The sequence below is a fragment of the Algoriella xinjiangensis genome (assembly GCF_900115015.1).
In the GTDB taxonomy this organism is placed as follows: Bacteria; Bacteroidota; Bacteroidia; order Flavobacteriales; family Weeksellaceae; genus Empedobacter; species Empedobacter xinjiangensis.
Genome location: NZ_FOUZ01000011.1, coordinates 48,878 through 71,612 on the forward strand (window position 1 = coordinate 48,878; position 22,735 = coordinate 71,612).

19 protein-coding genes are annotated in these 22,735 nt (G+C 31.2%); 7 read left to right on the forward strand and 12 right to left on the reverse strand.

Annotated elements, in window-relative coordinates; genetic code table 11:
- Positions 1–14 precede the first annotated feature (14 nt).
- Positions 15–698, forward strand: coding sequence for a LysE family translocator (locus tag BM072_RS11250; protein ID WP_092908772.1), 684 nt, complete (start codon positions 15–17; stop codon positions 696–698).
- Between the two features lie 54 nt (positions 699–752).
- On the opposite strand, the gene BM072_RS11255 is transcribed toward BM072_RS11250, so the two are convergent.
- The 3 genes from BM072_RS11255 to BM072_RS11265 are packed head-to-tail and all read right to left on the reverse strand — an operon-like array spanning position 753 to position 4,048.
- Complete coding sequence (locus tag BM072_RS11255; RefSeq protein WP_092908773.1) at positions 753–1,751, reverse strand: glycosyltransferase family 9 protein; 999 nt, start codon at positions 1,749–1,751, stop codon at positions 753–755.
- Complete coding sequence (locus BM072_RS11260) at positions 1,735–3,582, reverse strand: monovalent cation:proton antiporter-2 (CPA2) family protein (protein WP_092908774.1); 1,848 nt, start codon at positions 3,580–3,582, stop codon at positions 1,735–1,737. The genes BM072_RS11255 and BM072_RS11260 overlap by 17 nt, the downstream gene beginning before the upstream one ends.
- A gap of 37 nt (positions 3,583–3,619) precedes the next feature.
- Positions 3,620–4,048 carry a SufE family protein gene (locus BM072_RS11265; protein WP_092908775.1) on the reverse strand — a complete coding sequence of 143 codons (429 nt, stop codon included), beginning with the start codon at positions 4,046–4,048 and terminating at the stop codon, positions 3,620–3,622.
- A 110-nt stretch (positions 4,049–4,158) separates the two neighbouring features.
- On the opposite strand from BM072_RS11265, the gene BM072_RS11270 reads away from it, so the two are divergent.
- The 5 genes from BM072_RS11270 to BM072_RS11290 all read left to right on the forward strand — a co-directional run bounded on the left by BM072_RS11270 (position 4,159) and on the right by BM072_RS11290 (position 9,715).
- Positions 4,159–5,031 (forward strand): diacylglycerol/lipid kinase family protein, encoded by an 873-nt coding sequence (locus tag BM072_RS11270; RefSeq protein WP_092908776.1) that lies wholly within the window; start codon positions 4,159–4,161, stop codon positions 5,029–5,031.
- 139 nt (positions 5,032–5,170) lie between these two features.
- Positions 5,171–6,124 (forward strand): 2-hydroxyacid dehydrogenase, encoded by a 954-nt coding sequence (locus BM072_RS11275; RefSeq protein ID WP_092908777.1) that lies wholly within the window; start codon positions 5,171–5,173, stop codon positions 6,122–6,124.
- Between the two features lie 328 nt (positions 6,125–6,452).
- Positions 6,453–7,166, forward strand: coding sequence for a pirin family protein (locus BM072_RS11280; protein ID WP_092908778.1), 714 nt, complete (start codon positions 6,453–6,455; stop codon positions 7,164–7,166).
- Between the two features lie 24 nt (positions 7,167–7,190).
- On the forward strand, positions 7,191–8,561 hold the full coding sequence (locus tag BM072_RS11285; protein WP_092908779.1) for a chloride channel protein: 1,371 nt from the start codon (positions 7,191–7,193) through the stop codon (positions 8,559–8,561).
- Between the two features lie 59 nt (positions 8,562–8,620).
- On the forward strand, positions 8,621–9,715 hold the full coding sequence (locus tag BM072_RS11290) for a DUF6694 family lipoprotein (protein WP_092908780.1): 1,095 nt from the start codon (positions 8,621–8,623) through the stop codon (positions 9,713–9,715).
- A 75-nt stretch (positions 9,716–9,790) separates the two neighbouring features.
- Here BM072_RS11290 and BM072_RS11295 read toward each other — a convergent pair whose 3' ends face one another.
- From BM072_RS11295 to BM072_RS11330, 8 genes are all read right to left on the reverse strand, one after another.
- Positions 9,791–10,489 carry a YiaD family glycine zipper/OmpA-like lipoprotein gene (locus BM072_RS11295; RefSeq protein ID WP_092908781.1) on the reverse strand — a complete coding sequence of 233 codons (699 nt, stop codon included), beginning with the start codon at positions 10,487–10,489 and terminating at the stop codon, positions 9,791–9,793.
- 27 nt (positions 10,490–10,516) lie between these two features.
- The gene (locus tag BM072_RS11300) at positions 10,517–11,032 is read right to left on the reverse strand and encodes a hypothetical protein (RefSeq protein WP_092908782.1); all 516 of its coding nucleotides are present in this window, start codon (positions 11,030–11,032) and stop codon (positions 10,517–10,519) included.
- A 130-nt stretch (positions 11,033–11,162) separates the two neighbouring features.
- A complete protein-coding gene (locus BM072_RS11305; RefSeq protein ID WP_092908783.1) occupies positions 11,163–12,056 on the reverse strand; it encodes a class I SAM-dependent methyltransferase in 894 nt (297 codons plus the stop codon).
- A 1-nt stretch (position 12,057) separates the two neighbouring features.
- A complete protein-coding gene (mnmG, locus tag BM072_RS11310) occupies positions 12,058–13,926 on the reverse strand; it encodes a tRNA uridine-5-carboxymethylaminomethyl(34) synthesis enzyme MnmG (RefSeq protein WP_092908862.1) in 1,869 nt (622 codons plus the stop codon).
- 55 nt (positions 13,927–13,981) lie between these two features.
- Positions 13,982–14,404 carry an rRNA maturation RNase YbeY gene (gene ybeY, locus BM072_RS11315; protein ID WP_092908784.1) on the reverse strand — a complete coding sequence of 141 codons (423 nt, stop codon included), beginning with the start codon at positions 14,402–14,404 and terminating at the stop codon, positions 13,982–13,984.
- A gap of 4 nt (positions 14,405–14,408) precedes the next feature.
- The gene (locus tag BM072_RS11320) at positions 14,409–16,616 is read right to left on the reverse strand and encodes a patatin-like phospholipase family protein (RefSeq protein WP_092908785.1); all 2,208 of its coding nucleotides are present in this window, start codon (positions 16,614–16,616) and stop codon (positions 14,409–14,411) included.
- A 306-nt stretch (positions 16,617–16,922) separates the two neighbouring features.
- Positions 16,923–19,388 carry a bifunctional UDP-N-acetylmuramoyl-tripeptide:D-alanyl-D-alanine ligase/alanine racemase gene (locus BM072_RS11325; RefSeq protein WP_092908786.1) on the reverse strand — a complete coding sequence of 822 codons (2,466 nt, stop codon included), beginning with the start codon at positions 19,386–19,388 and terminating at the stop codon, positions 16,923–16,925.
- On the reverse strand, positions 19,375–19,971 hold the full coding sequence (locus BM072_RS11330) for a thymidine kinase (protein ID WP_092908787.1): 597 nt from the start codon (positions 19,969–19,971) through the stop codon (positions 19,375–19,377). Before BM072_RS11330 ends, BM072_RS11325 begins: the two co-directional genes overlap by 14 nt.
- A 239-nt stretch (positions 19,972–20,210) precedes the next feature.
- Between BM072_RS11330 and BM072_RS11335 the strand changes: the two genes are divergently transcribed.
- The gene (locus BM072_RS11335; protein ID WP_092908788.1) at positions 20,211–21,635 is read left to right on the forward strand and encodes an exopolysaccharide biosynthesis polyprenyl glycosylphosphotransferase; all 1,425 of its coding nucleotides are present in this window, start codon (positions 20,211–20,213) and stop codon (positions 21,633–21,635) included.
- Here BM072_RS11335 and BM072_RS11340 read toward each other — a convergent pair.
- Positions 21,632–22,708 (reverse strand): glycosyltransferase, encoded by a 1,077-nt coding sequence (locus BM072_RS11340; RefSeq protein WP_092908789.1) that lies wholly within the window; start codon positions 22,706–22,708, stop codon positions 21,632–21,634. The two genes, BM072_RS11335 and BM072_RS11340, sit on opposite strands and share 4 nt — an antisense overlap.
- Positions 22,709–22,735: the final 27 nt, after the last annotated feature.

Sequence of the window (22,735 nt, forward strand, 5' to 3'; positions counted from 1 at the left end):
ACCTTATTTAAGTTATGGATATAATTTTTTCGGCCATACTAATAGGTTTCTTATTAAGTACAATACTAATTGGACCTGTATTTTTTTTGTTGATAGAAACCAGTTTACGCAGAAGTTGGAAAACTGCTGTAGTGCTAGATTTAGGTGTTATTGCAGCTGATATTTTATGTATAGCTGCGGCGTATTTTGGAAGTAAAGATTTCACAGATTATGTGACCAATCATCCAAAATTTTATCGCATTTATATCATCGGTGGTTTCTTTGTTTTGATTTACGGAATTTTTATGTATTTCTCTAAACCAAAGCTACATATAGAGAACGAAGCAGGTTTTGTGAGTAACAATTATTTGCGAACGTTTATCAATGGATTTATTATGAATTTATTGAATATTGGCGTTATTGTTTTTTGGTTTGTCATTGTATCTTCAGTCGTTATACAATATCCAAAACCAAGCGATTTCTTACTATATATGGGCGTTGTCTTAGGAACTTATTTTGCAATAGATTTAATTAAAATCTTTTTAGCAGGTAAGCTTCAAAAACGATTTACAGATCAAAAAGTATTTTTAGTACGGAAAGGAGTTGGAGTTTGTCTCTTAATTTTTGGACTGATTATTATCTTAAAAGGTTTCGGATTTTTTAAAGAAATTGACCAAAAAATAGAAAAACAACTTATCAATCAAGAACAAACAAGTTAAATATAAAACCCTCAAAATAAATGTATTTTGAGGGTTTCTTTTTGTAGTTATATTTTATAATCGATTCTTAATTTGTTGATAAACATTTTCAGCGCTCAAATTTTGAAAATAATCATAATTCTCAAAACCTTTTGGATCTTTTCCGAAGATAGAAGTCGGTCGACATTCCATTTCTTCATCCTGAATCACATCATTTATAGATTGTCCATAACCTAAAAAACCTGCAAACGGATGTGTTCCACCCCAAATAGAAATGGTTCTTGTTCCCATTAACGATGCCAAATGCATGTTTGCACTGTCCATGGAAATCATAACTTGAAGTTTAGAAATTGCTTCTAATTCTTCTTCAAATTTCATTGTTCCAGCCAATGATTTTATGTTAGAATCAAGATTTTCCCAATTTTTTAATTCTTCTGTTTCAGCTTTTCCTCCGCCAAATAAATAAATTTTGTAACCATCTTTTGCTAATTTGCTTGCGACAATTTTCATTTTATCTAACGGATACATTTTACTTGTAAATGCTGCAAAAGGAGCTATTCCTATTGCGTTTTCTTCCTTTATTGCTTTTGGTTGTAATTTGTGTGATAAATTCAATTTAAAGCCCAATTCGCGCAAGACATCAGCATAGCGTTCGGTGGTTAATTTTAATTGTTTAAACACTCTATTTTGCTGATTAACCAATGCTTTTTTCTCCGCTCGACCTTTATCTAAAGTAGCGGTTTTAGTTCCGTTTAATTTAAAAAAAGCAGTTACAACTTTGGTTCTAATTACATTGTGTAAATCTGCAACATAGTCAAAATTATACTTTTTTAAAGTTTTGTATAGACGATATAAACCAAAAACGCCTTTATAATCATTGTTTAAATCAATTGGAATAAAGTTAATTTCTGGAAATTGAAGAAAAATAGTTTCCATAAATGGTCGCGAAGCAACATAAACATCAACAGTTGGATTTTGCTCAATAAATTCCTGCAAAACAGGCGCAATCATAGTAACGTCGCCCAATGCAGAGAAACGTAAAACTAACAGTCTTTTTTTATTCGGAGTCGGCATCGTTTTGAATCTTAATTTCTTTTGCAACCATTTTCATTTGCTTCTCAAATTCTTGCTTCGAAGCTTCAAAATATTGATCAGAATTTTCGGCAAGTTTAGCAATTTTTCGCAATGATTTTCGATCACTTTTGATAAAAATTTCACCTATTTTAGAAGCATCTTCATACGAAAAACCATATTTTAATAAGATTTGACGGCCAACATAAACAGATGAGAAAAAGTTTTCGCGGTAAACTTCATTCAACCCATCTTTTAAATAATTGTAGGCATAACTTCTATTTTTTGCGCGCACAAAAATCTCTAAATGAGGAAAATTTTTGCGAAGAATAGTCACTAATTTCTGATTGATTTCGGGCGGATCTAAGGCTGCAACAAAATACTTTGCTTTCTCTGCACCTGCCGATTTTAGTAAGTTTACATTGGTTGCATCGCCGTAAAAAACATTAAAACCTTGCTTGCGCATTTTTTCCACACGCTCGCTATCATTATCTAAAACAATTGATTTGATGCCTGAGCTTTTTAAAACACGGCTTATTGTATTTCCAAAATCTCCAAAACCTGCAATTATAATTTGTCCATCTGCAGAATTTGGATTGATTTTATCATTTTCGACAACTTGTTCTACTTTTCTTTTAACACCAAAATATTTTAAAATTAACTTCTCATTCAATACCAAAAGCAAAGGCGTAATAACCATTGTAAGCGCTGTTGTAGCAAGCATCAAATCGTACCATTCTTTGTTTAAAATATCTAAGTTTTTAGTCAAAGATAAAATCACAAATGCAAATTCTCCGACTTGAGAAAGCAACAGAATAAAGAGCATTTTTTGGTCAAAATTGAACTTATGTTTGATTCCAATAAGTAATAAAACCAACGATTTTATCAACATAATTCCGAATGTTAATCCAAGAATCATCAATGGTTTATCGCCAATTAATTTGAAGTTAATTGTAGAACCTACTGCAATAAAAAATATACCTAATAAAAGCGATTTAAAAGGTTCTATATCACTTTCTAATTGATGTTTATATTCGTTATTTGCCAAAACAACTCCTGCAATAAATGCACCCAAAGCAGGTGAAATTCCTACTTTTTGCATTAAAATTGAAACACCAATAACTAAAAGTAATGCAGATGCTGTAAATATTTCTCGAACTTGTAATTGTCCTACATATTTAAAATAAGGCGTAATAATATATCGCGCAATAAAGTAAATAAGTGTAATTGCGCCAACAATTACCAAGGTTTTCATGAAAGCTGGTCCGCCAACTAAAAGGCTTTTAGAATCGTCGCCAATGGATTGAATTAAAGAATCTCCAACCAATAAAGGAATAATTGCTAAAATTGGAATAACCATAATATCTTGGAAAAGTAAGACCGAAAACGTCGATTTTCCGATACCAGTTTTGGTTAATCCTTTTTCGTTTAGCGTTTGCATGATGATTGCGGTAGACGACATTGTAATTGCAAAAGCGATAGAAAGTGCGCGCGGAAAATTCATTTCCAACGCAAATACGCCAACTAAAGTTGCAATTAAAATTGTTCCGAGAACTTGCATTCCGCCAAGGTTGATGATTTTACTTTTCATCTTCCAGAATTCCTTCGGATCAAGTTCTAATCCAACTAAAAAAAGCATCATTACAACACCAAATTCGGTTGCGTGCATGATATCGGTACCATCGTTACCAACAAATTTTAGCACATAAGGACCAATTAAAACACCCGCAATAAGGTAACCTAAGACGGAACCCATTCCTAATTTTTTAGAAATAGGTACACAAACTACGGCAGAAAATAAAAAGATAAAGGCTTGTCCTAAAAAGTCGTTCATTTTGTTTTAGGTTGATTGATAAAGTTAACTAAAAACTTTATGAATTGTTTTGTTTTGATTGAAAAGCAATCGCATAAAATTTAAATTGTTTTACCATTGCTAACAATCCGTTTGCACGAGTTGGCGATAAAAATTCGGCTAAACCAATTTCGTTGATAAAATTTGTATCCGATTCTAAAATATCTTTTGGCGTTTGATGATTGTACATTCTGATCAACAATGCTGCAATACCTTTTGGTAAAATTGCATTAGAATCTGCTTTAAATTCGATTACACCATCGTTTAATTCTGCATCTAACCAAACCGAAGATTGACAACCTTTTATAATTTTGTCATCTGTTTTTTCTTCTTCGGGTAAAGCTTCTAAACTTTTACCTAATTCTATTAAATATTCGTAACGTTGTTCCCAATCATCAAAAAATGAGAATTCGTCTACTATTTCGTTTTGAATTTCTTTAATTGTCATGCAACAAAGTTAGAAAGATTTTGAAAGTTAAACCTTAAAAATAGTCGTTAAACTGCTCAATACTTTTAGATTTCTTATTTTTGTTCATTAATAAAATCAATTCAACTAAAATGAAATATATTTTCATTGTTAATCCGAATTCTGGAAACGCAAAACACGAGATTACTTTAGATTTTTTACAGTCAAAATTTGAACCAACGGATGAAATTGTTTTGAAAGAAACAAAGTATCAATTTCATGCAAAAGAATTGGTGAAAGAAGCAATTTTAGAACATGCAGATATTGTTGTGGCTTGCGGTGGAGATGGTACGATAAACGAAGTTGCGAGTGCTTTGGTAAACACTAAAATTCCATTGGGTATAATTCCTGCTGGTTCTGGAAACGGTTTGGCGTCAAATCTTGCTATTCCAAAAGATATTGATAAAGCCATAGAAATTATCCGAACAAAAGAAATTAAAACGATAGATGCTGGTCGAGTAGAGGATAACTATTTTTTTAGCAACCTTGGTTTTGGGATTGATGCTTCGGTTATACAAGCGTACGAGGAAAAGCAGAAGCGTACGTTTACGGGATATATGGATGCGTCTGTAAAAACATTGTTGAATTATAAGTCAAAATTGTTTCGCATTTATATAGATGGTGCTATAATCGAGAAAAATTTCTACTATTTATTTTGCTCAAACTCAAATATAGCGGGCTATGGGATTTCTTTTACGCCAAATGCTGATTTAGCTGACGGCGAATTAGATTTATTAATGATTGAGGATCTTGATGTTTTTGAACAATTTTATTTTTCGGTGCTTGTTTTGGCTAAAAAGATTGATATAATGGAGAAAGCGCGTTACAGAAAAGTGAAGAAATTTTCGTTAGAAAGTTTAGATAACGAACCAATTTCGTATCAACTTGATGGCGAATTTCAGACAACAAATTTACTTAAAGTAAAAGTTGAAGTTGTTCCAAATGCATTAAAAATCATCTATTAATTAACAATTTATTTTTCTTTATATCAGCTAATTAAAAGGTTATTAACTATGTTATAAACCTTTTGTTAATTGTCTTTTCTACCTATTTTTAGTACACTTTAATTGTGTTTCGTTGTAACTTTGATTAAAATTTAGAAGAATGAATATGCCTTATAAAATCTTAGCAATAGATTCTAATCACGAATGTCTAAACACTGGTTTGCGTGATGCTGGTTTTATTGTTGATGAAGATTATACTTCGTCAAAAGAAATTATTGAACAAAAAATTGCAGATTATGATGGAATGATTGTTAGAAGTCGTTTTCCGATTGATAAAGATTTTTTAACAAAGGCGACAAATTTAAAATTTATTGGTAGAGTAGGAGCGGGACTTGAAAATATTGACGAAGATTTTGCTGCAAATCGTGGTATAATTTTATTTAATTCTCCCGAAGGTAATCGTGATTCGGTTGGCGAACATGCAATTGGTATGTTGTTGATATTGATGCATCATTTGCGACGTGCAGATAACGAAGTTCGTAATGGAATTTGGAAACGCGAAGAAAATCGTGGCGACGAATTGAAAGGTAAAACGGTCGGAATTATTGGTTACGGAAATATGGGAAATGCGTTTGCAAAACGTTTGCAAGGTTTTGATGTAGATGTAATTTGTTATGATATTTTACCAAATAAAAGCAATCAATATGCGACGCAAGTTTCGTTAACAGAGTTTTTTCAACGTGCAGAAGTTGTAAGTTTACATACGCCGCAAACGCCCGAAACTTCAAAAATGATTAATGCGGAATTTATTGCTAATTTTCAACATTCTTTTTATTTTGTAAATACGGCTCGTGGAAAATCTGTTGTAACAAAAGATTTGGTAGAAGCCATGAAATCTGGTAAAATTTTGGGAGCTGCTTTGGATGTTTTAGAGTTCGAAAAATCTAGTTTTGAGAAACTAATTGTTTCAGAATTACCCGATGAATTTCAATATTTAATTCAAGCAGATAATGTTGTTTTAGCGCCTCATATTGCAGGTTGGACACATCAAAGTAAAATTAAACTTGCAGAATTTATTAAAGATAAAATAATTGTTTGGTCAAAAGCTAATTAGAAATATAATACAACTAAAAAGGTTCCAATTAATGGAACCTTTTTTTATTTTGTAAGTTTTTTGTAGAGTTTATACAAAATAACCGCTATCATAATTACTAATACGATTTGAACTATAATCCATAAAATTAAACTAAATGTCGAACCGCCCGAATCTGATAGCATAAATATCACTCATGTGTTAATAGAATACTAAATTATAAAATAAATTTAACATTTTATTAATAAAACCAATATTTTTTTCTGATCCTTTTTCCAAATGTGATTACTTAACACAAATCAATAGAAATTTTAATCAAGCTTATTACCTTTGAATAAAATATTAAACAATGGATTATCAAATATTTAAATCAGATTCAAGAGGTGGAGCTAATCATGGTTGGTTAAACACGCGTCATTCATATAGTTTTGCAAATTATTACGATCCAAATCGTATTCATTTTGGCGCTTTACGTGTTGTTAATGATGATATTATTACGGGTGGAATGGGTTTTGGAAAACATCCACACGATAATATGGAGATTATTACAATTCCGATGAAAGGTGGAATTAGCCATCAAGATTCAATTGGAAATGGTTCTATTATTGAGTCTGGCGATGTGCAAATGATGAGTGCTGGTACGGGCGTTTTTCATAGCGAAATGAATGCGTATGAAAATCAGGAAGGACATTTTTTTCAGATTTGGATTATTCCGAATAAACAAAATGTAGAACCTCGTTATCAACAAATTTCTGTACGCGAAGTAGCGAAAGAAAATGAATTGTATCAAGTACTTTCTCCAAATCCTGATGATCAAGGTGTTTGGGTTTATCAAGATGCATGGATTTTCTTAGGAAATTATACTGAAGATAAAGAAGAAACATATAAAGTACAGAAAGAAGGAAACGGTGTTTTCTTTATGGTTGTAGAAGGAGAAGTTGAGTTTGAAGGAAATAAATTAGATCGCCGTGATGTAATTGAAATCACAAATACAAATGAGTTTTCTTTTAAAGTTTCTAAAAATTCACGTTTAATGTTGATTGAAGTCCCAATGAATTTCTAAATTTGGGAAACAATCAACCTAAATATGAAGAAGTTCGGACAAAGCTTTATTCGATTATTATTTTCTCGCTTAGAATTTTTAAAGAATCCTAAAGCAGCCGAATTTTTATTGCAAAGTATTCCGCTATGGATTGCATCTTGCGTTGTAGGATGCATTGCGGTTTTATATGCACAAATTCTACATTTCGGAGAAGAAGTTTTTTTATTATTCTATAAAAATAACAAGGCGTGGGTTTTTATTCTTGCGCCTGTTTTTTTCTTTTTATCCTTTATATCTGTTCGTTATTTTGCAAAATATTCTAACGCAAGTGGAATTCCGCAAGTAATGGCAGCCTTAGTTTTACCAAAAAAACGAGCTCGAGTTATTATAAATGAATTACTAAGTGTTCGTATTATTATCGTAAAAATTATCAGCAGTTTTTTTATGTCACTTGGTGGCGGTGTTGTGGGTAGAGAAGGACCAACAATACAAATTGCAGCTTCTATTTTACATGTTACCAACCGAATTCTTCCAAAATCGTGGCCACAAATTTCAGATAAATTAATGATTATTACGGGAGGCGCAGCAGGTCTTGCAGCAGCTTTTAATACACCACTTGGCGGAATTGTTTTTGCGATAGAAGAATTAACCAAGAATCACTTAAAATATCTTCGTACAACTGTTTTTTCATCCGTAATTATTGCAGGTTTTACCGCTCAAACTTTGTTAGGACCTTATCTGGTTTTTGGCTTTCCACAAGTAGACGCAGATGGATTTCATTTTTTTATGATTTTGTTATTGGTTACTTTTTTGTGCGGAATATTTGGCGCTTATTTTGGTAAAATTGCATTTGCTGTAAATCGTTTCAAAAAGAGTTTAAAACCGAAACAACAATTCGGATTAGGATTTGTCTTGGTAATGTTATTTGCAACAATTGTTTTTTATACGAATAAAGATAGTGTAGGAGCGGGGAATTTATTATTGGATAGATTGTTATTTGAGTCAGATAAAACTGTCGATTGGTACACTGTTCCGGCTCGATTATTTAACGGAATTATTTCGTTTACAAATGGCGGAGCGGGCGGAATTTTTGCTCCAGCGTTAAGTTTTGGAGGTTCTATTGGCGCATTATTTGGAGAGTTTTTTATCTTAGAGCCTAAACAAACCAATATGTTGGTGATGATTGGAATGGTTGCTTTTTTAACAGCTTTTACGCGTTCGCCTTTTACATGCGCTATTTTGGTTCTGGAAATGACTGATCGTCATTCGGTTATTTTTTATTTATTAGTTGCCGCTTGGGGTTCTAATTTGATTGCGACATTAATCGATCCTAAATCATTTTATGAGAAAACTTCGGAAGTGATTGTCAAAGAATTAAATCCAAATAATCCTCAAAATAATACCAATTCAATATAAGTATTTAGTATATTTACTGCTTGTAAAATCACGAACATAAACCGCTTAATCAATAGAATATGAAACGTTTATTAATCATTGCTTCAATAGCTTTTATGATTTTTAGTTGTAAAAATGATAACACCGAAATAGATTCGAGTTCTGCACAAACATTTAGCGAAACTGTGGATAAGATTTCGAAATCGTTACCCGTTTTGCAGCAAGATAAATTTAAAGAAGCATTGCAAATCATTTACGAATACAAAACAAGTCAAACAAGTGATAACGATTCGCGTTGGGCTGCAGTTCGTACAATGTTAGATGGTAAAAACGTTGGAGAAATATTTGATTTAGCTGAAAAAGTTGCTTTAGAAAGTAAATTTACATGGAACAGAAATCAAGTTCCTTTGGCAAATGGAATTCCAAAAGTGGGTTCTATTGCACCTGTTGAAGAAACACCTTTAGAGCCAACAACTAATGTGCAACGTTTTGATTTTAGTATAAAACAAGACGAAACTGGCGTTGCGATTTCTCCGTTTTTTTACAATGCACAAGGTCAAGAAATTCAGTTAGAAGAACCGGTTACTGCAACTATTGAAGTTTTTAATTCGGGTAATATTGTGTACAGTTTTCGTTCTACAATCGATCCAAATTCGATGGATGATTTGTACCGTAAAAATTCAATTAATTTTAAATATTCTTCGTTAGATGCTTCTAAAATTAAGAATGATCGATTAGATGTTTTGATACGTATTCCGAATTCTGAACGTTATTTAACCAACAGAAAAGCAATTAAAGTTCCGGTTGAATTGATTGGTGGAGCTTCTGAAGTTGCAGATTCTACAGCGGTTGCTACGCCTGCAATTGTAAGTAAAGAAGCGGGAATGGTTAAGTCTTTATCTAATCGTTTTTTGACAAATATTTCGAAGAAAAATTATTCGGGAGCTTTTGCTTTAACGCGAAGTGGAGAATGGTCAACGTATCAAAAATTTTCTGGAGATGATGCAATCAAAGTTTTAGAACAAGCGTCAATCAATGATTCTAAAGTTTTAGATGCAGATGAAAAAGTTGCTTTGGTTGAAGTAAATGTTAGTTTGAAAGATCAATCTTCTAAATCATATCAAGTAACTTTAGAAAAAATTAATAATAAATGGTTTGTCGTTAATTTTAAATAAGTTTTATAAAATTCATATAATAAAAAAGGAGTTCTAAATTTTAGAACTCCTTTTTGTATTTATCTAGTAAAATGATTATTGACCAGCTTCTTTTGCTGCGTCTGCTTTCATTTTTTCGTTTGCAGTAATTGCAATCTCTACACGACGGTTTTGAGCACGTCCTGCTTCAGTTGTATTGTCAGCAATTGGTTCTTCTAAACCTCTTCCTTCTGATGTTAAACGAGAAGCTGAAATACCTTTAGAAACTAAATAGTCTTTTACAGATTGTGCACGTTTTTGAGATAACGGTAAGTTATATGCTTGCGAACCTTTGTTATCTGTATGACCAACAATTAATAAGTTAGTATCTGGGTATTCGTTAAAAACTTCTACTAATTTGTCTAAGTTAGTTTTTGCAGTAGCTGTTAAACTTGCTTTGTTGTATTCAAAAGTTACACGAGAGTTTTCATCTAAAATTAAGTTAATACCTTCTTCTGTACGAACAACTTCTGCACCTGGTAAAACTTGCTCGATTTTTTGAGCTTGTTTGTCCATTTTATTTCCAATAACTCCACCAGCAGCACCACCAACAGCAGCACCAATAACAGCACCTAAAGCAGTATTACCACCTTTACCGATATTGTTTCCTAAGATACCACCAATAACACCACCAGCAACAGCACCAAGACCAGCACCTTTTTGTGTATTATTTGCGTTTTGAACTGCAGTACAAGAAGACATAATAAATGAACCTCCTAAGATAATTGCAGCGACTTTAGTATTTATTTTTTTCATAATTTCTGAGTTTATAGTTTAATTTGATTAACGTTGAAAAGAATAAACAACTTGAATGATTTTACCATTTGCATTTACATCTTGTACCAAACGCATAGAACTTGCATCAACTTGATCTACTCTTAATTTGTATCCAGCCGTATTTTGTTTTGCTTTGATACCTGTTACATCTTTAAATGTAAAATATGTATCCGAACCTTCTTGTGTTAAATTCCAGATAATATTTGCAGTACCTTGTGGACAATCTGCACCAGCACTGTTAAAAGTATACGTTCCCTTTTTGTTGTTCTGAACTAAGTTCCAAGAAGAACCTTCATAACATTCTGGAGAAGCCATATCAAATACACGCGCTACTTTTTCGTTTACACGAACATTTCCTTCAACTTGATTATTTGCTAAACCTTGATAATCTACATTAGTTAAAGTCCATGCACCACGAACTTCTTTTCCTGTATTAATTTCTTGTTTCGCAACTGTTGTCGATGCACAAGAACTTAATAAAGCAGTTGCGCAAATACCAAATAATAAAATACTTTTTTTCATAGCTTTCTATCTTATTTATTACATTTTTAGTTTAAAAATTGGGTTTCATAAATTAATTTTAAGCAATAATCTCAAAAAATCAATAGCAAAGCTTATTTATGTTTTATATATAAGCTTAAAACGCTTTATATTACTTTTTGACCTTGATTGTGTAAATTAACGAAGAATATTCTCCTGTTTTTTTCGCTTTCACGTTTGATTGTATTCCAACTCGTATGGCGTTTAAAAAACCTAATTTATTACCCTTGTATTTCTCTGAAAGTAGACTCACATAAAACGAATCCAATTTCATCGGGTTGATAGTTTCAATTTTCATACCAAAGTTGTTAAAAAGCTTGTGCATACTATCTGCAGAAAAATGCCAAAGATGACGTGGCACATCATAAGCCGCCCAATATTGTCCGTAATATTCGGCATCATAAGATTTGTGATTTGGAACCGCAATAACTAATGTTCCATTTTCTGTCAAATGATTTTTTAACTGTTCTATTATTTCATTCAGATTTGGAATATGTTCTAAAACATGCCAAAGAGTAATGACATCAAATTTTTGGTTGATTTCATTTAATTCTGTCGAAACAACTTTTTGTTCTCCAATTTTTGATTGTGCAATTTTACGAGCAGATTCATTTGGTTCCATACCCAAAACGTTGTAACCGTTTTTTTGCATAAACTCTAAATAATCTCCAACACCACAACCGTAATCTAAAATTGTTTTTCCCGAAGCAATTTTATTCATCAACTTTAATTTTTCATTTAAATTGATGTGTTTCGCTATTTGATAAAAACGCTCAAAAAGAGATTTTTTACCATCTGTGTGCGAAATGTAATTTTTGCTTTCGTAATACTTTCCTAAATTTTGGATAGGCTGGGGGAGAGTATACAAAACCTTGGTTTTAGAATCTTCGTATAATTCAAATTTTTCTCCCGTTAAAAAATAATCTTTTAACTCTAATTTCTTTATACCAGAAAATCCTTCAATTGAAGGATTTTCTAATAATGTTTCACGTGGAACATTTTCCATTTTATCTTCCCATGTAAATTAATAATACACTAATATCTGCTGGAGATACACCACTAATTCTTGAAGCTTGCGCAACAGTAGCAGGTCTTAATTTTGTCATTTTTTGACGTGCTTCAATCGACATAGAAACTAACAAATTGAAATCAATATTTGTTGGTATTTTTAAGTTTTCTAATCGATGTAATTTGTCTGCGTTTTGCTGTTCTTTCTTGATGTATCCTTTATATTTTATTTGAATTTCTGTTTGCTCTAATTCCTCAACGTCATAATTGTTCTCCGTAATAAATTCGTTTACACGATCTATTTTTGTGAAATCAGCTAATTTTAATTCAGGTCGAGTAATAACAGAAATCATTTTATTGGCTTGCTTTAGCGGTGTACCTTCACGTGCTTCAATTATCTCATTTATCTCTTTTGGTTGAACAGAATTTTCTTCAAAATAATTGACAAGTTTTTCAGCTTTATCAAATTTTTCTTCCATTCTTCTCAAACGCTCTTCCGAAGCTAAACCGATATCAAATCCTTTTCTTGTTAATCGTTCGTCCGCATTATCTTGTCTTAATAAGATACGGTATTCTGCGCGAGACGTAAACATACGATAAGGTTCTTCGGTTCCTTTTGTAATTAAATCATCAATTAAAACACCAATGTATGCTTCGTTACGATTTAAGATTAAAGGTTCTTTTTCTTGAATTTTTAAGGCAGCATTTATACCTGCCATTAATCCTTGCGAAGCAGCTTCTTCATAACCTGTTGTTCCATTAATTTGTCCTGCACAATATAAGTTTTCAACCATTTTAGTTTCCAACGTATGTTTTAATTGTGTTGGTGGAAAATAATCATATTCGATGGCATATCCAGGACGGAATATTTTAGCATGTTCAAATCCAGGAATTGAGCGTAAAGCTTTTGCTTGAACATCATCTGGCAAAGATGTAGAGAAACCATTAATGTAATATTCTACAGTATCCCAACCTTCGGGTTCAGCAAAAATTTGGTGACGTTCTTTGTCTGCAAAACGATTAATTTTATCTTCGATAGAAGGACAATATCTTGGACCAGTTGATTGAATTGTTCCATTAAACATTGGCGAACGATCAAAACCTTCGCGTAACAAATCGTGTACTTCTTGGTTAGTATAAGTAATCCAACAAGAGCGTTGTTTTGTTAATTTTGGCGTATTTGTATACGAGAATTTTGATGGATTTTCATCTCCTGGTTGTTCAATCATTTTCGAATAATCGATAGATCTTCCATCAACTCGTGGAGGCGTTCCAGTTTTCATTCGTCCTGCTTCAAAACCTAAATCAACTAATTGTTCCGTTATTCCAAATGCAGCACCTTCGCCCATACGTCCACCACCAAATTGTTTTTCTCCGATATGGATTAAACCATTCAGAAAAGTACCATTTGTTAAGATAACAGCTTTAGAACGAATTCTCATTCCCATTGCTGTAACAACTCCACACGCTTTCCCGTTTTCGATGATTAAGCTTTTTACCATGTCTTGAAAGAAATCAACATTCTCTGTTCTTTCTAATGATAAACGCCATTCTTCTGCAAAACGCATGCGGTCTGATTGTGCACGTGGCGACCACATTGCAGGACCTTTTGATTGATTCAACATCTTAAATTGAATCATTGTTTTATCTGTGATGATACCTGAGTATCCACCTAATGCATCTATTTCTCGAACAATTTGTCCTTTTGCAATTCCACCCATGGCAGGATTACAAGACATTTGTCCGATGCTTTGTAAGTTCATTGTAACAAGAAGCGTTTTTGCTCCTAAATTGGCTGCTGCGGCTGTTGCTTCTGCACCAGCATGTCCGCCACCAACTACAATTACATCATATTCTGATTGAAATATCATTTGATTTTAAACTTATATTTGATTTAAAATAATAAATGTTCCACGTGGAACATTATGAATTTAGTAAACTAAATGTTCCTAAATAGTAATCTTCTTTCGAAGTCATTAATTCTTTCTCTTCGGGTTCTTTATCTAAATAACCAGCGAAATGTAAAGTACCATGAATGATAACACGCGCTAATTCGTTTTCAAAAGAAACATTATTTTGAGTTGAATTATCTTTAATTCTTTCGACGCTAATAAAAATATCGCCCATTAATTGATCATCTTCAGAATTATCAAAACCGATAACATCTGTATAATAATCGTGATCTAAATATTGACGATTAATTTGAAGTAAGTATTCATCATCACAGAAAATATAGTTTAATTCTTCTATTGTTTTCCCTTCATTCTTCATACTTTCTACGATCCAATCTATCCAAATTTGAGCATCTTTTATCTCAAATTCTGTTTCGTAAAATAACTCTATCATTGTTCTAAAACCAGTAACCTAAACTTAAATTAAATAATCCTTTTTTTGTGTATGGCGAATAACTCCAGATAAAATTTATTGGTCCCAAAGGACTATCATATCCGTATGTCATACCGTATCCAAGATATTTGTAATCTGTTAAACTCAATTGCTCAAATCTGTTTTCTAAATTTGCAATGTTCATAAACAAACTTGCATAGTGGTTTTTCAATATTTTTGCTTGTAAATACGAACCAAAAACCAATTGATTATCGCCAATTGCTGTACCAAATGGTAAGCCATAAAACTTTGTATAATTGAAAAAATCTTGTTCAACATATCCTCCTAAATAAAATTTCTGAGGCATGGTTACGTTATCGTTAAAAAAGGTTCCAAAGTTAGCAGTAAATCTGTAACTTAGGAAATTATTTAACGGAAAATTTGCCTCTAAACTTCCTTCTAATAAGTAGTTATTTTCAAATCCATCTACATTCGAATCAAAAAGATACTTAAAACTAGCATCAAATTTTACACCACTTCTCGCGTAATTGGCATTGTTACGATTATCGGCTTTTACATATCCATAACCTTTCCAATAAAAACCTTCGGTTTTAGAAGGAAAATTTGTGTTGTTATCGTCAATAAAATTATTGGTAAATATTTTTGTGTATTGATGTTCTAAACCAATACCAATGGCATATTTCTCTTTAAGTGTAGATTGAAAATACAATTGATTGATGTATTCGCGAAAGTTAAAATTTACTTTCTTGTAAATCATATCTTCATTATAAATGTTTCGAAGATCAATTTCTTTGTCAAAATAATGCGAAAATGAGTTGAAACCAATGCTTGGATAATACCCATTATCAATAAAAAAATTGACATTGTAACGCGCATAATCACCAACAACAACGTCGGCAGAAATGATGGAGTTTTTAATAAAAAGACTTTTTGAAGTAAAGTTTAAAAGTAATCCTGTCTTAAATAAATCATCATAATGCAAACCAAATCGAATGGATTGTTTGGTCTTATTTTCTTGTACATTTAGGGTTAAAAGATTCTCGTTTTCGTCTAATTCAGAAATTTTATACGTGATATTATTAAAGTTTCCCGAGGCATATAATTTAGAAATTCCGGATTTTAAATCATCATATTTGATTAATTCTGGCGTACGAATACCAAGTTGACCTTCGATATAATTTTCATTAAAACTCTTCAATCCTTCAACTTTTATGTCTTTTACCAAAACATAATCATCCAATTTTATCTCGTTTCGAGTAGTGTTCGAAGCATTTTGTTTCTTCGCAATTTCTTTTAATTGAGCATCTACTTTATCCGCAGCTTCAAGTCCTTTTTTGTATATGGCATCAACTTCGTCAAAGCTTGTAACAGCATATTGTTTTAGCTCTGGTTTAATTAATAAATCAACTAATTTTTTTTGTTCATCTGTCTTTTTAACAATACTCATTGTCATAATTTGACTCAAAATATCAATAGCAGAATTTAGTTCGTCTCTTTTTTGTAAACCATCGCCCAACTCAACACCAATAATAATATCAGCGCCCATATCTTTTACCTCTTTTACCGGAAAATTATTTACAACACCACCATCTACATACATGCGGCCGTCTATTGTAACAGGATCTAGCATGGTTGGATAAGCGCCCGAAGCCAACACAACACGAGGTAAAAAACCCGAACGAAACACTTTTTCTTCACCAGTTTCTATATCAGTTCCGATACAAACAAAAGGTGTCGGTAATTTATTAAAATCATCGATATCATGTACCGGACGAAATAAATAAGTTAACAAATCTAATGGTCCTTGACCTTTCGAAATTGCATTTGGAATGGATAATTTAAAGTTATTAAAAGGTAATTCTAAGATATATTTTTCCTTGTAAGCTTTCTCAAAAAATGGAATTTCCGCACGATCTTTATTCTGGGTAATTAAAGACGAAATATCCAATTGATGCATTATTTTTTCGAGCTCATCGGGCGTATATCCAGCCGCATATAAACCACCAATTATTGCGCCCATACTTGTACCACCGATATAATCAATTTTGATTCCAGCTTCTTCAATTCTTTTTAAAGCACCAACATGTGCGTAGCCTTTTGCGCCACCACCACTCAAAACAACACCAACTTTTAATCGAGTTGAATCTTGTTTTTTTTCTTGAGCGAATGTAATCGTTGAAAGTAAAACGATAAAAGCAAAAAACGTGCGCATAATCTTTAATCTAGTGAGGAATAAAGATAAGGATTTTACTTGGTAGTACTAATTTGAATTTACGTTAAGCTTTTATTTTTTTAGAGGTTTAAGTAAATAGTTTGCGGCTAGAATTAAAATTATGATGAACAAAATTATAAAACTAGTTGTTGAGTCTGTTGAAAAAGTAGAAGAAATGAAAGCCATTGCATACACAATACCTAAAAATATTACAGGTATTAATGAGATAAAAAGAAATAATGTTAGCAGACTTTTCATACATACAAGATACAAAAAAAGCTACTGTTGAGTAGCTTTCTTATCTTATTATTCTTTGTAATAAACTCTTTTTATTCGATGTGAGACCGAAGTTAAAACTTCGTACGGAATAGTTTCTAACCATTTTGTAACATCTGCAATTGTAGGCGAATCTCCAAAAATAGTTACTTCATCACCTTCCTTACATGGAATATCGGTTACATCAACCATCATCATATCCATACAAATAGTTCCGGTTATGGTTGCTAATTGTCCATTAATACCTACTTTTCCTTTTCCGTAACCCAAAGATCGTCTAATACCATCTGCATAACCAACGGGTAAAGTTGCAATTTTTGTATGTTTTTCTGCTGTAAAACGACGTCCATAACTTACAGTTTCGCCAATTTCAATTTCAGAAATTTGTGAAATTACGGTCTTAAAACGAACTACTGGTTTCAAGTATTTTTGCATAAAATCGGTATATTCAGAATAACCATACATCCCAATTCCTAAGCGAACCATATCGTATTGACGATCCGAATAAGCAACAATTCCAGGAGAATTTAAGGCATGTTTGATTGGCTTTATATCCAAAGCTTCCGAAATAGTTGCGTAACTTTTGTCAAAACGATTTAACTGATAATTGACGTAATCTGCTTCTTCGGGCATATCTGCAGTTGCTAAATGAGTGAAAATTGAACGAACTTCTACTTGCGAATTATTTTTTAGAATAGCAATTAATTCATCAAAATCATCTTCATGAAAACCTAAACGATTCATACCAGTTTCCATTTTCAAATGAATTGGATAAGCCGTCGAAATTTGTTTTTCTTGTAGTTTCTGAATAAATAATTTCAGCACACGCAAACTATAAATTTCGGGTTCTAATTGATAATCGATTAAAGTCGAATAACTACTTTGTTCAGGATTCATTACAATAATCGGAACTGTTATTCCAGCTTCGCGCAACTCTTTTCCCTCATCTGCAATTGCAACACCTAAAAAATCAATACCGTTATTTTGCAACATATTTGCCACTTCAAAACTTCCCGTTCCGTAACTATTTGCTTTTACCATACACATTAATTTTGTGGTAGGTTTTAGCAACGAGCGATAAACGTTTATATTTTCGATGAGATATTGTAAATTAATTTCGAGAACAGAATCATTGGAACGCGTTTCTAATTCGTTCGAAATTTTTTCTAATTTAAATGGACGAGAACCTTTTAATAAAATAGCTTCGTTGTCTACATTTTGATGTTTAAATTGCTCTAAAAATTCTTCGGTCGAATTATACGAACGCACATAAGATTGAAATAAATGTTTGAATTGAGAAATTTTTTCTCCAATCAAAACTATTTCATCAAAATGATACGGATTTACCAAATCGGCAGTTTGTTGATACAATTCTTCATCCGATAAATTACTTTGTAGAATATCGGTCAAAACCAATGATTTTTTTTCTTTTGGTTGTTGATTTAGAACATTCAGCCCAATTTTTAATGAATTTAGGTCAGAATTGAATGTATCGTTAATTAAAATTGAATTGTTAATCGCTTCTTTTATTTCCAATCGCATTTCGATTGGTAAAAGCTGATTAAATTCTTCTTTAAATAGTTTATAATCAATATTTAAACTGATTAATGTCGTTAAGCAAATTAAGCTATTTTTGATAGAAGCATCATCTATAAATGGAATTGTATAAGTGAATTCTTCTTGATTATGTAAAATAGAAATCTGCGTATTTGTTTGATTACTTAGAATCTGATTGATTTTTACTGTGGCAAAATCTGTATATCCATAAGTAATTTTATCAATTTTAGACAAATGTTCGTCTTCAAGAATTATTTGATGTAATTTCTCATTCTCGATGTTGTAAACAAGTTTATCAACATGCGTAAATAATTTTAGTTTTTCAAAAATTATTTCTTCTTGATTTTCGAAATTCTCTAAATGCGCTTCTCCAATTTTTGTCAACACACCAATAGTTGGTTGTATAATTTCTTCGAGATTTTGCATTTCGTTTGGCATCGAAATTCCTGCTTCAAAAATTCCTAAATCATTTTTGTCTTCCATTTGTAAAATAGAAAGCGCAGCGCCAAATTGAGAATTATAACTTTTTGGACTACGAACAATCGAGAATTTTTTCCATAACAATTGATTCAACCATTCTTTTACAATTGTTTTTCCGTTAGAACCTGTAATTCCAATAACGGGAAAAGTAAATTGTTTGCGGTGATATTTTGCCCAAACTTGCAAGGCATTCAATGGATTTTTGACTTCGATAAAATTTGCATCAACAAAATTAGTTGGTGCTTTTTCGACTACAAAATTTCGAATTCCTTTTTGATAGGCATCTTGCAAATAATGATGACCATCTTTTTGATTGCCATGAAAAGCAAAAAAAATACCATGAATTGGGTTGATAATCATTCTCGAATCAAAGAAAATTTGATTGATAATTTCGTCTCCTTTGCCAATTAATGTACCATTTATGATACGAGCTAATTGATTTAGATTATAACTTTTCAACTTTTTGTTTATTATATTCTTCCCAGAAAGCAGATCGGCTTAATGGTTCGTATTCTGAAGTTTCTCCAAGTTCGACAAGGCGTTCGCTGTCAATTTTTCGGTGTGAATAATTGGCTAAATTTCCTGTACGAACACAAATTGCATGTACTTTTGTGATGTATTCTGCGGTTGCTAATAGATTTGGCATTGGTCCGAATGGGCGACCTTTAAAATCCATATCTAAACCAGCAACAATTACCCGTTTTCCTTGATTTGCCAAGGCATTTGCAACATCTACAATACCATCATCAAAAAATTGCGCTTCGTCTATTCCGACAACATCGCAATCATCTGCCAATAATAGTATTGCAGAAGAATATTCGACAGGTGTAGAGCTGATTGAGTTTTGATTATGCGAAACTACTTCGCGTTCTGCATAGCGTGTATCTACAGTTGGTTTGAAGATTTCGACGCGTTGTTTTGCAAATTCGGCACGTTTTAGGCGGCGTATAAGTTCTTCAGTTTTACCAGAAAACATAGAGCCACAGATGACTTCTATCCATCCACTTTTTTGATGTTGATTAAAGGTATTTTCGAGGAACATAATTCAAATAATTTAGTTTAAAATATAAAAGCAAATTTAAGGAATAAATTAGTTGAGCAAGATAAAATATGTTAAGATGTTTTTATAAGAAAATCTTTATTTATTATATAATGGTAAATAGTAAAATAATTTATATTTCGCTGATTTTGTTAAAGAAATTAAAAGATTATATAAATAAGTCCTATTTTTACGGCTATAAATATTGAATTTGTTTCTAGAGTATCCTCTATCTTTTTATTATGAAAAATATGCTATTAAAAAAAATTTATAAACTATTAAACATTATTGATTATTTGTTTATAAGCTTCTTTTTCTTCTTCTTTTTAAGAATAAAGTATAGGTATTTAGATAATGTTACATTAAAAATAGAAACATGGAAATTTGAAGATTTAATTTATACACACTATAAAGTATTTATCTTAATTTTATTGATTTGGACTCTTATATCTAGTAAGAATAAATACTATAATGTATTAGTATACAAAAATTTTGGAAAAATAAAAAGATATATCAATCAAGTCCTATATTTTTCTATTGCAGTGTATGCAATCTCGGGAATAAAAGAAGAACCATTATTTTCTAATGATATTACGTTAAAATTTTTACTGTCTTTCTTTTGCTGTTCATTTTTTATTAGATTGTTTGCTTTATATTTTTATAATTATCTCTTAAAAAGTGGCTATGCAACTTCTAATGTTTGTGTTATAGGGATTAATAAAAATACAGAAACCATTATAAATACGTTGAATTCTAAATGTGTTTTGGGAAATAATTTTAAAGGACTAATAGCCAAAGATATTTCATTAAAAAATTTGTATCCAGTTTTCCAAATAAATTCAATTGATTTAAATGATTTCATAAAAAAAAATAAGATCGATAAAATTTATCTTTCTCAAATGTCCGATTTGGGTGACAAAATGATTGAGCAACTTGTTATATTTTGCCAAAAAAAGCATATTGAATTTTTTTTAATACCGAATTCAAAATATGGAGATGTAACAAAATTAGAAATACAATACTTAGATACTTTTCCAATACTTAAGATTCGTATGTTTCCGTTAGATTTATCAAATAGTCAATTCATGAAAAACATTTTGGATAAAATATTTTCGTTCTTGTTTTGTTTGTTTTTTTTAAGTTGGTTATTTCCAATCATAAGCTTTCTTATTTTGATAGATTCGAGAGGTTCTGTTATATTTAAACAGAAACGGAACGGTTTAAATGGAAAAGAGTTTGATTGTTATAAATTTAGAACCATGAATACTTCTTCTACCAATTCTATTATTGAAACAAAACGTAATGACAGTCGTGTAACTAAAATTGGTAAATTTCTTAGAAAAACAAGTTTAGATGAAATACCTCAATTTATAAATGTTTTAAAAGGAGAAATGTCTGTAGTTGGACCTAGACCGCATATGATTGTTCAGGACATTTATTATAAAGAAGTAATAGAGAAATATTATTTAAGACATTATGTAAAACCAGGAATAACTGGATTGGCACAAGTCAGAGGCTATCGAGGAGCTATCGATTCTAATGAAGATATGGAAAAGAGAATTTCAGCAGATGTTTTCTATGTTCGAAATTGGTCTATAGCTCTTGATATAAAAATTATTTTACAAACATTTCTATTAATGATTAAAGGAGATGATAATGCAATTTAATCATTAACTTTATCTATATAGACTTCAATTAATCTTTTTAAGTTTTTTTCTTGGCTAAATAAATTAAGAATTCTTAGGTAAGATGCCTCGCCCATAGCTTTTTTATTTTGAATAGTTTTTAAAATGGCATTGTCAAAATCTTCAATAGTAGAACAAACAAATCCATTGACCCCTTGATCGACAGTAATTAGATTACTTTCAATATTATTTGTAATAATTGGTTTTTTTAAACCCATTGCTTCAAGTATATTAAAAGGTAAACCTTCCCATAAAGAAGTAGATAAAAAGATATCAAAAGAGTTTGTGGCATTTAAATATTCATCATATTGCAACCATTTGAGAATCTTTATATTTTGAGATTTTAATTCATCTATTAATTCTCCATCACCTATCCAAATAAAATCAATATTTGGATGTCTATCAGCTATTTCATTAAATAATTTAGGGTTTTTTTGAGCAGAAATACGGCCAGATGTACCTATTACAGTTTTTGTATTATTGTACGGGATATTAAAGGATTTAATTTTTTCAATATTTATTCCATTTCTAACCATAATCGTCTTTTTATCGATTTTTAAGGCTAGTCTATTTTCGGCATCACCCGATGCGATTGTTTGAATAGGAAAAAATACTTGAGCATATTTTTCAATTTCAAAGAAAATTTTTTGTTTAAAATTAGAAATATCTTCTCGTAAAAATGAGTATCCATGTGGTGTGTAGAAAACCTTTGTATTAAGACCAAAAGAAGCAACTCTACCTAAAATACCTGCCTTAGAAGAGTGTAAATGAATCAAATTAGGATTTATGTCTTTTATCTTCTTTCTGATTTCAATTATAGACATTAAGTCCTTTTTAGGAGAAATTTCTCTTTTCATAGAAATTTGATGAAGATAAGTTTTAGGAGAAAAATCTTGAGAAAAATGATCAAATTTTGTTTCTTCTCGATTTCCGCTATATATTACATGAACTTCAAAACGATCATCATTATCTAAATAGTTGCATATTTGTTTTATATAAGTATAAACTCCACTTACAAATGTTTCAGAAATATGTACCAATTTAATTTTTTCCATAAGACAAATATATAGTAATTTTGACAA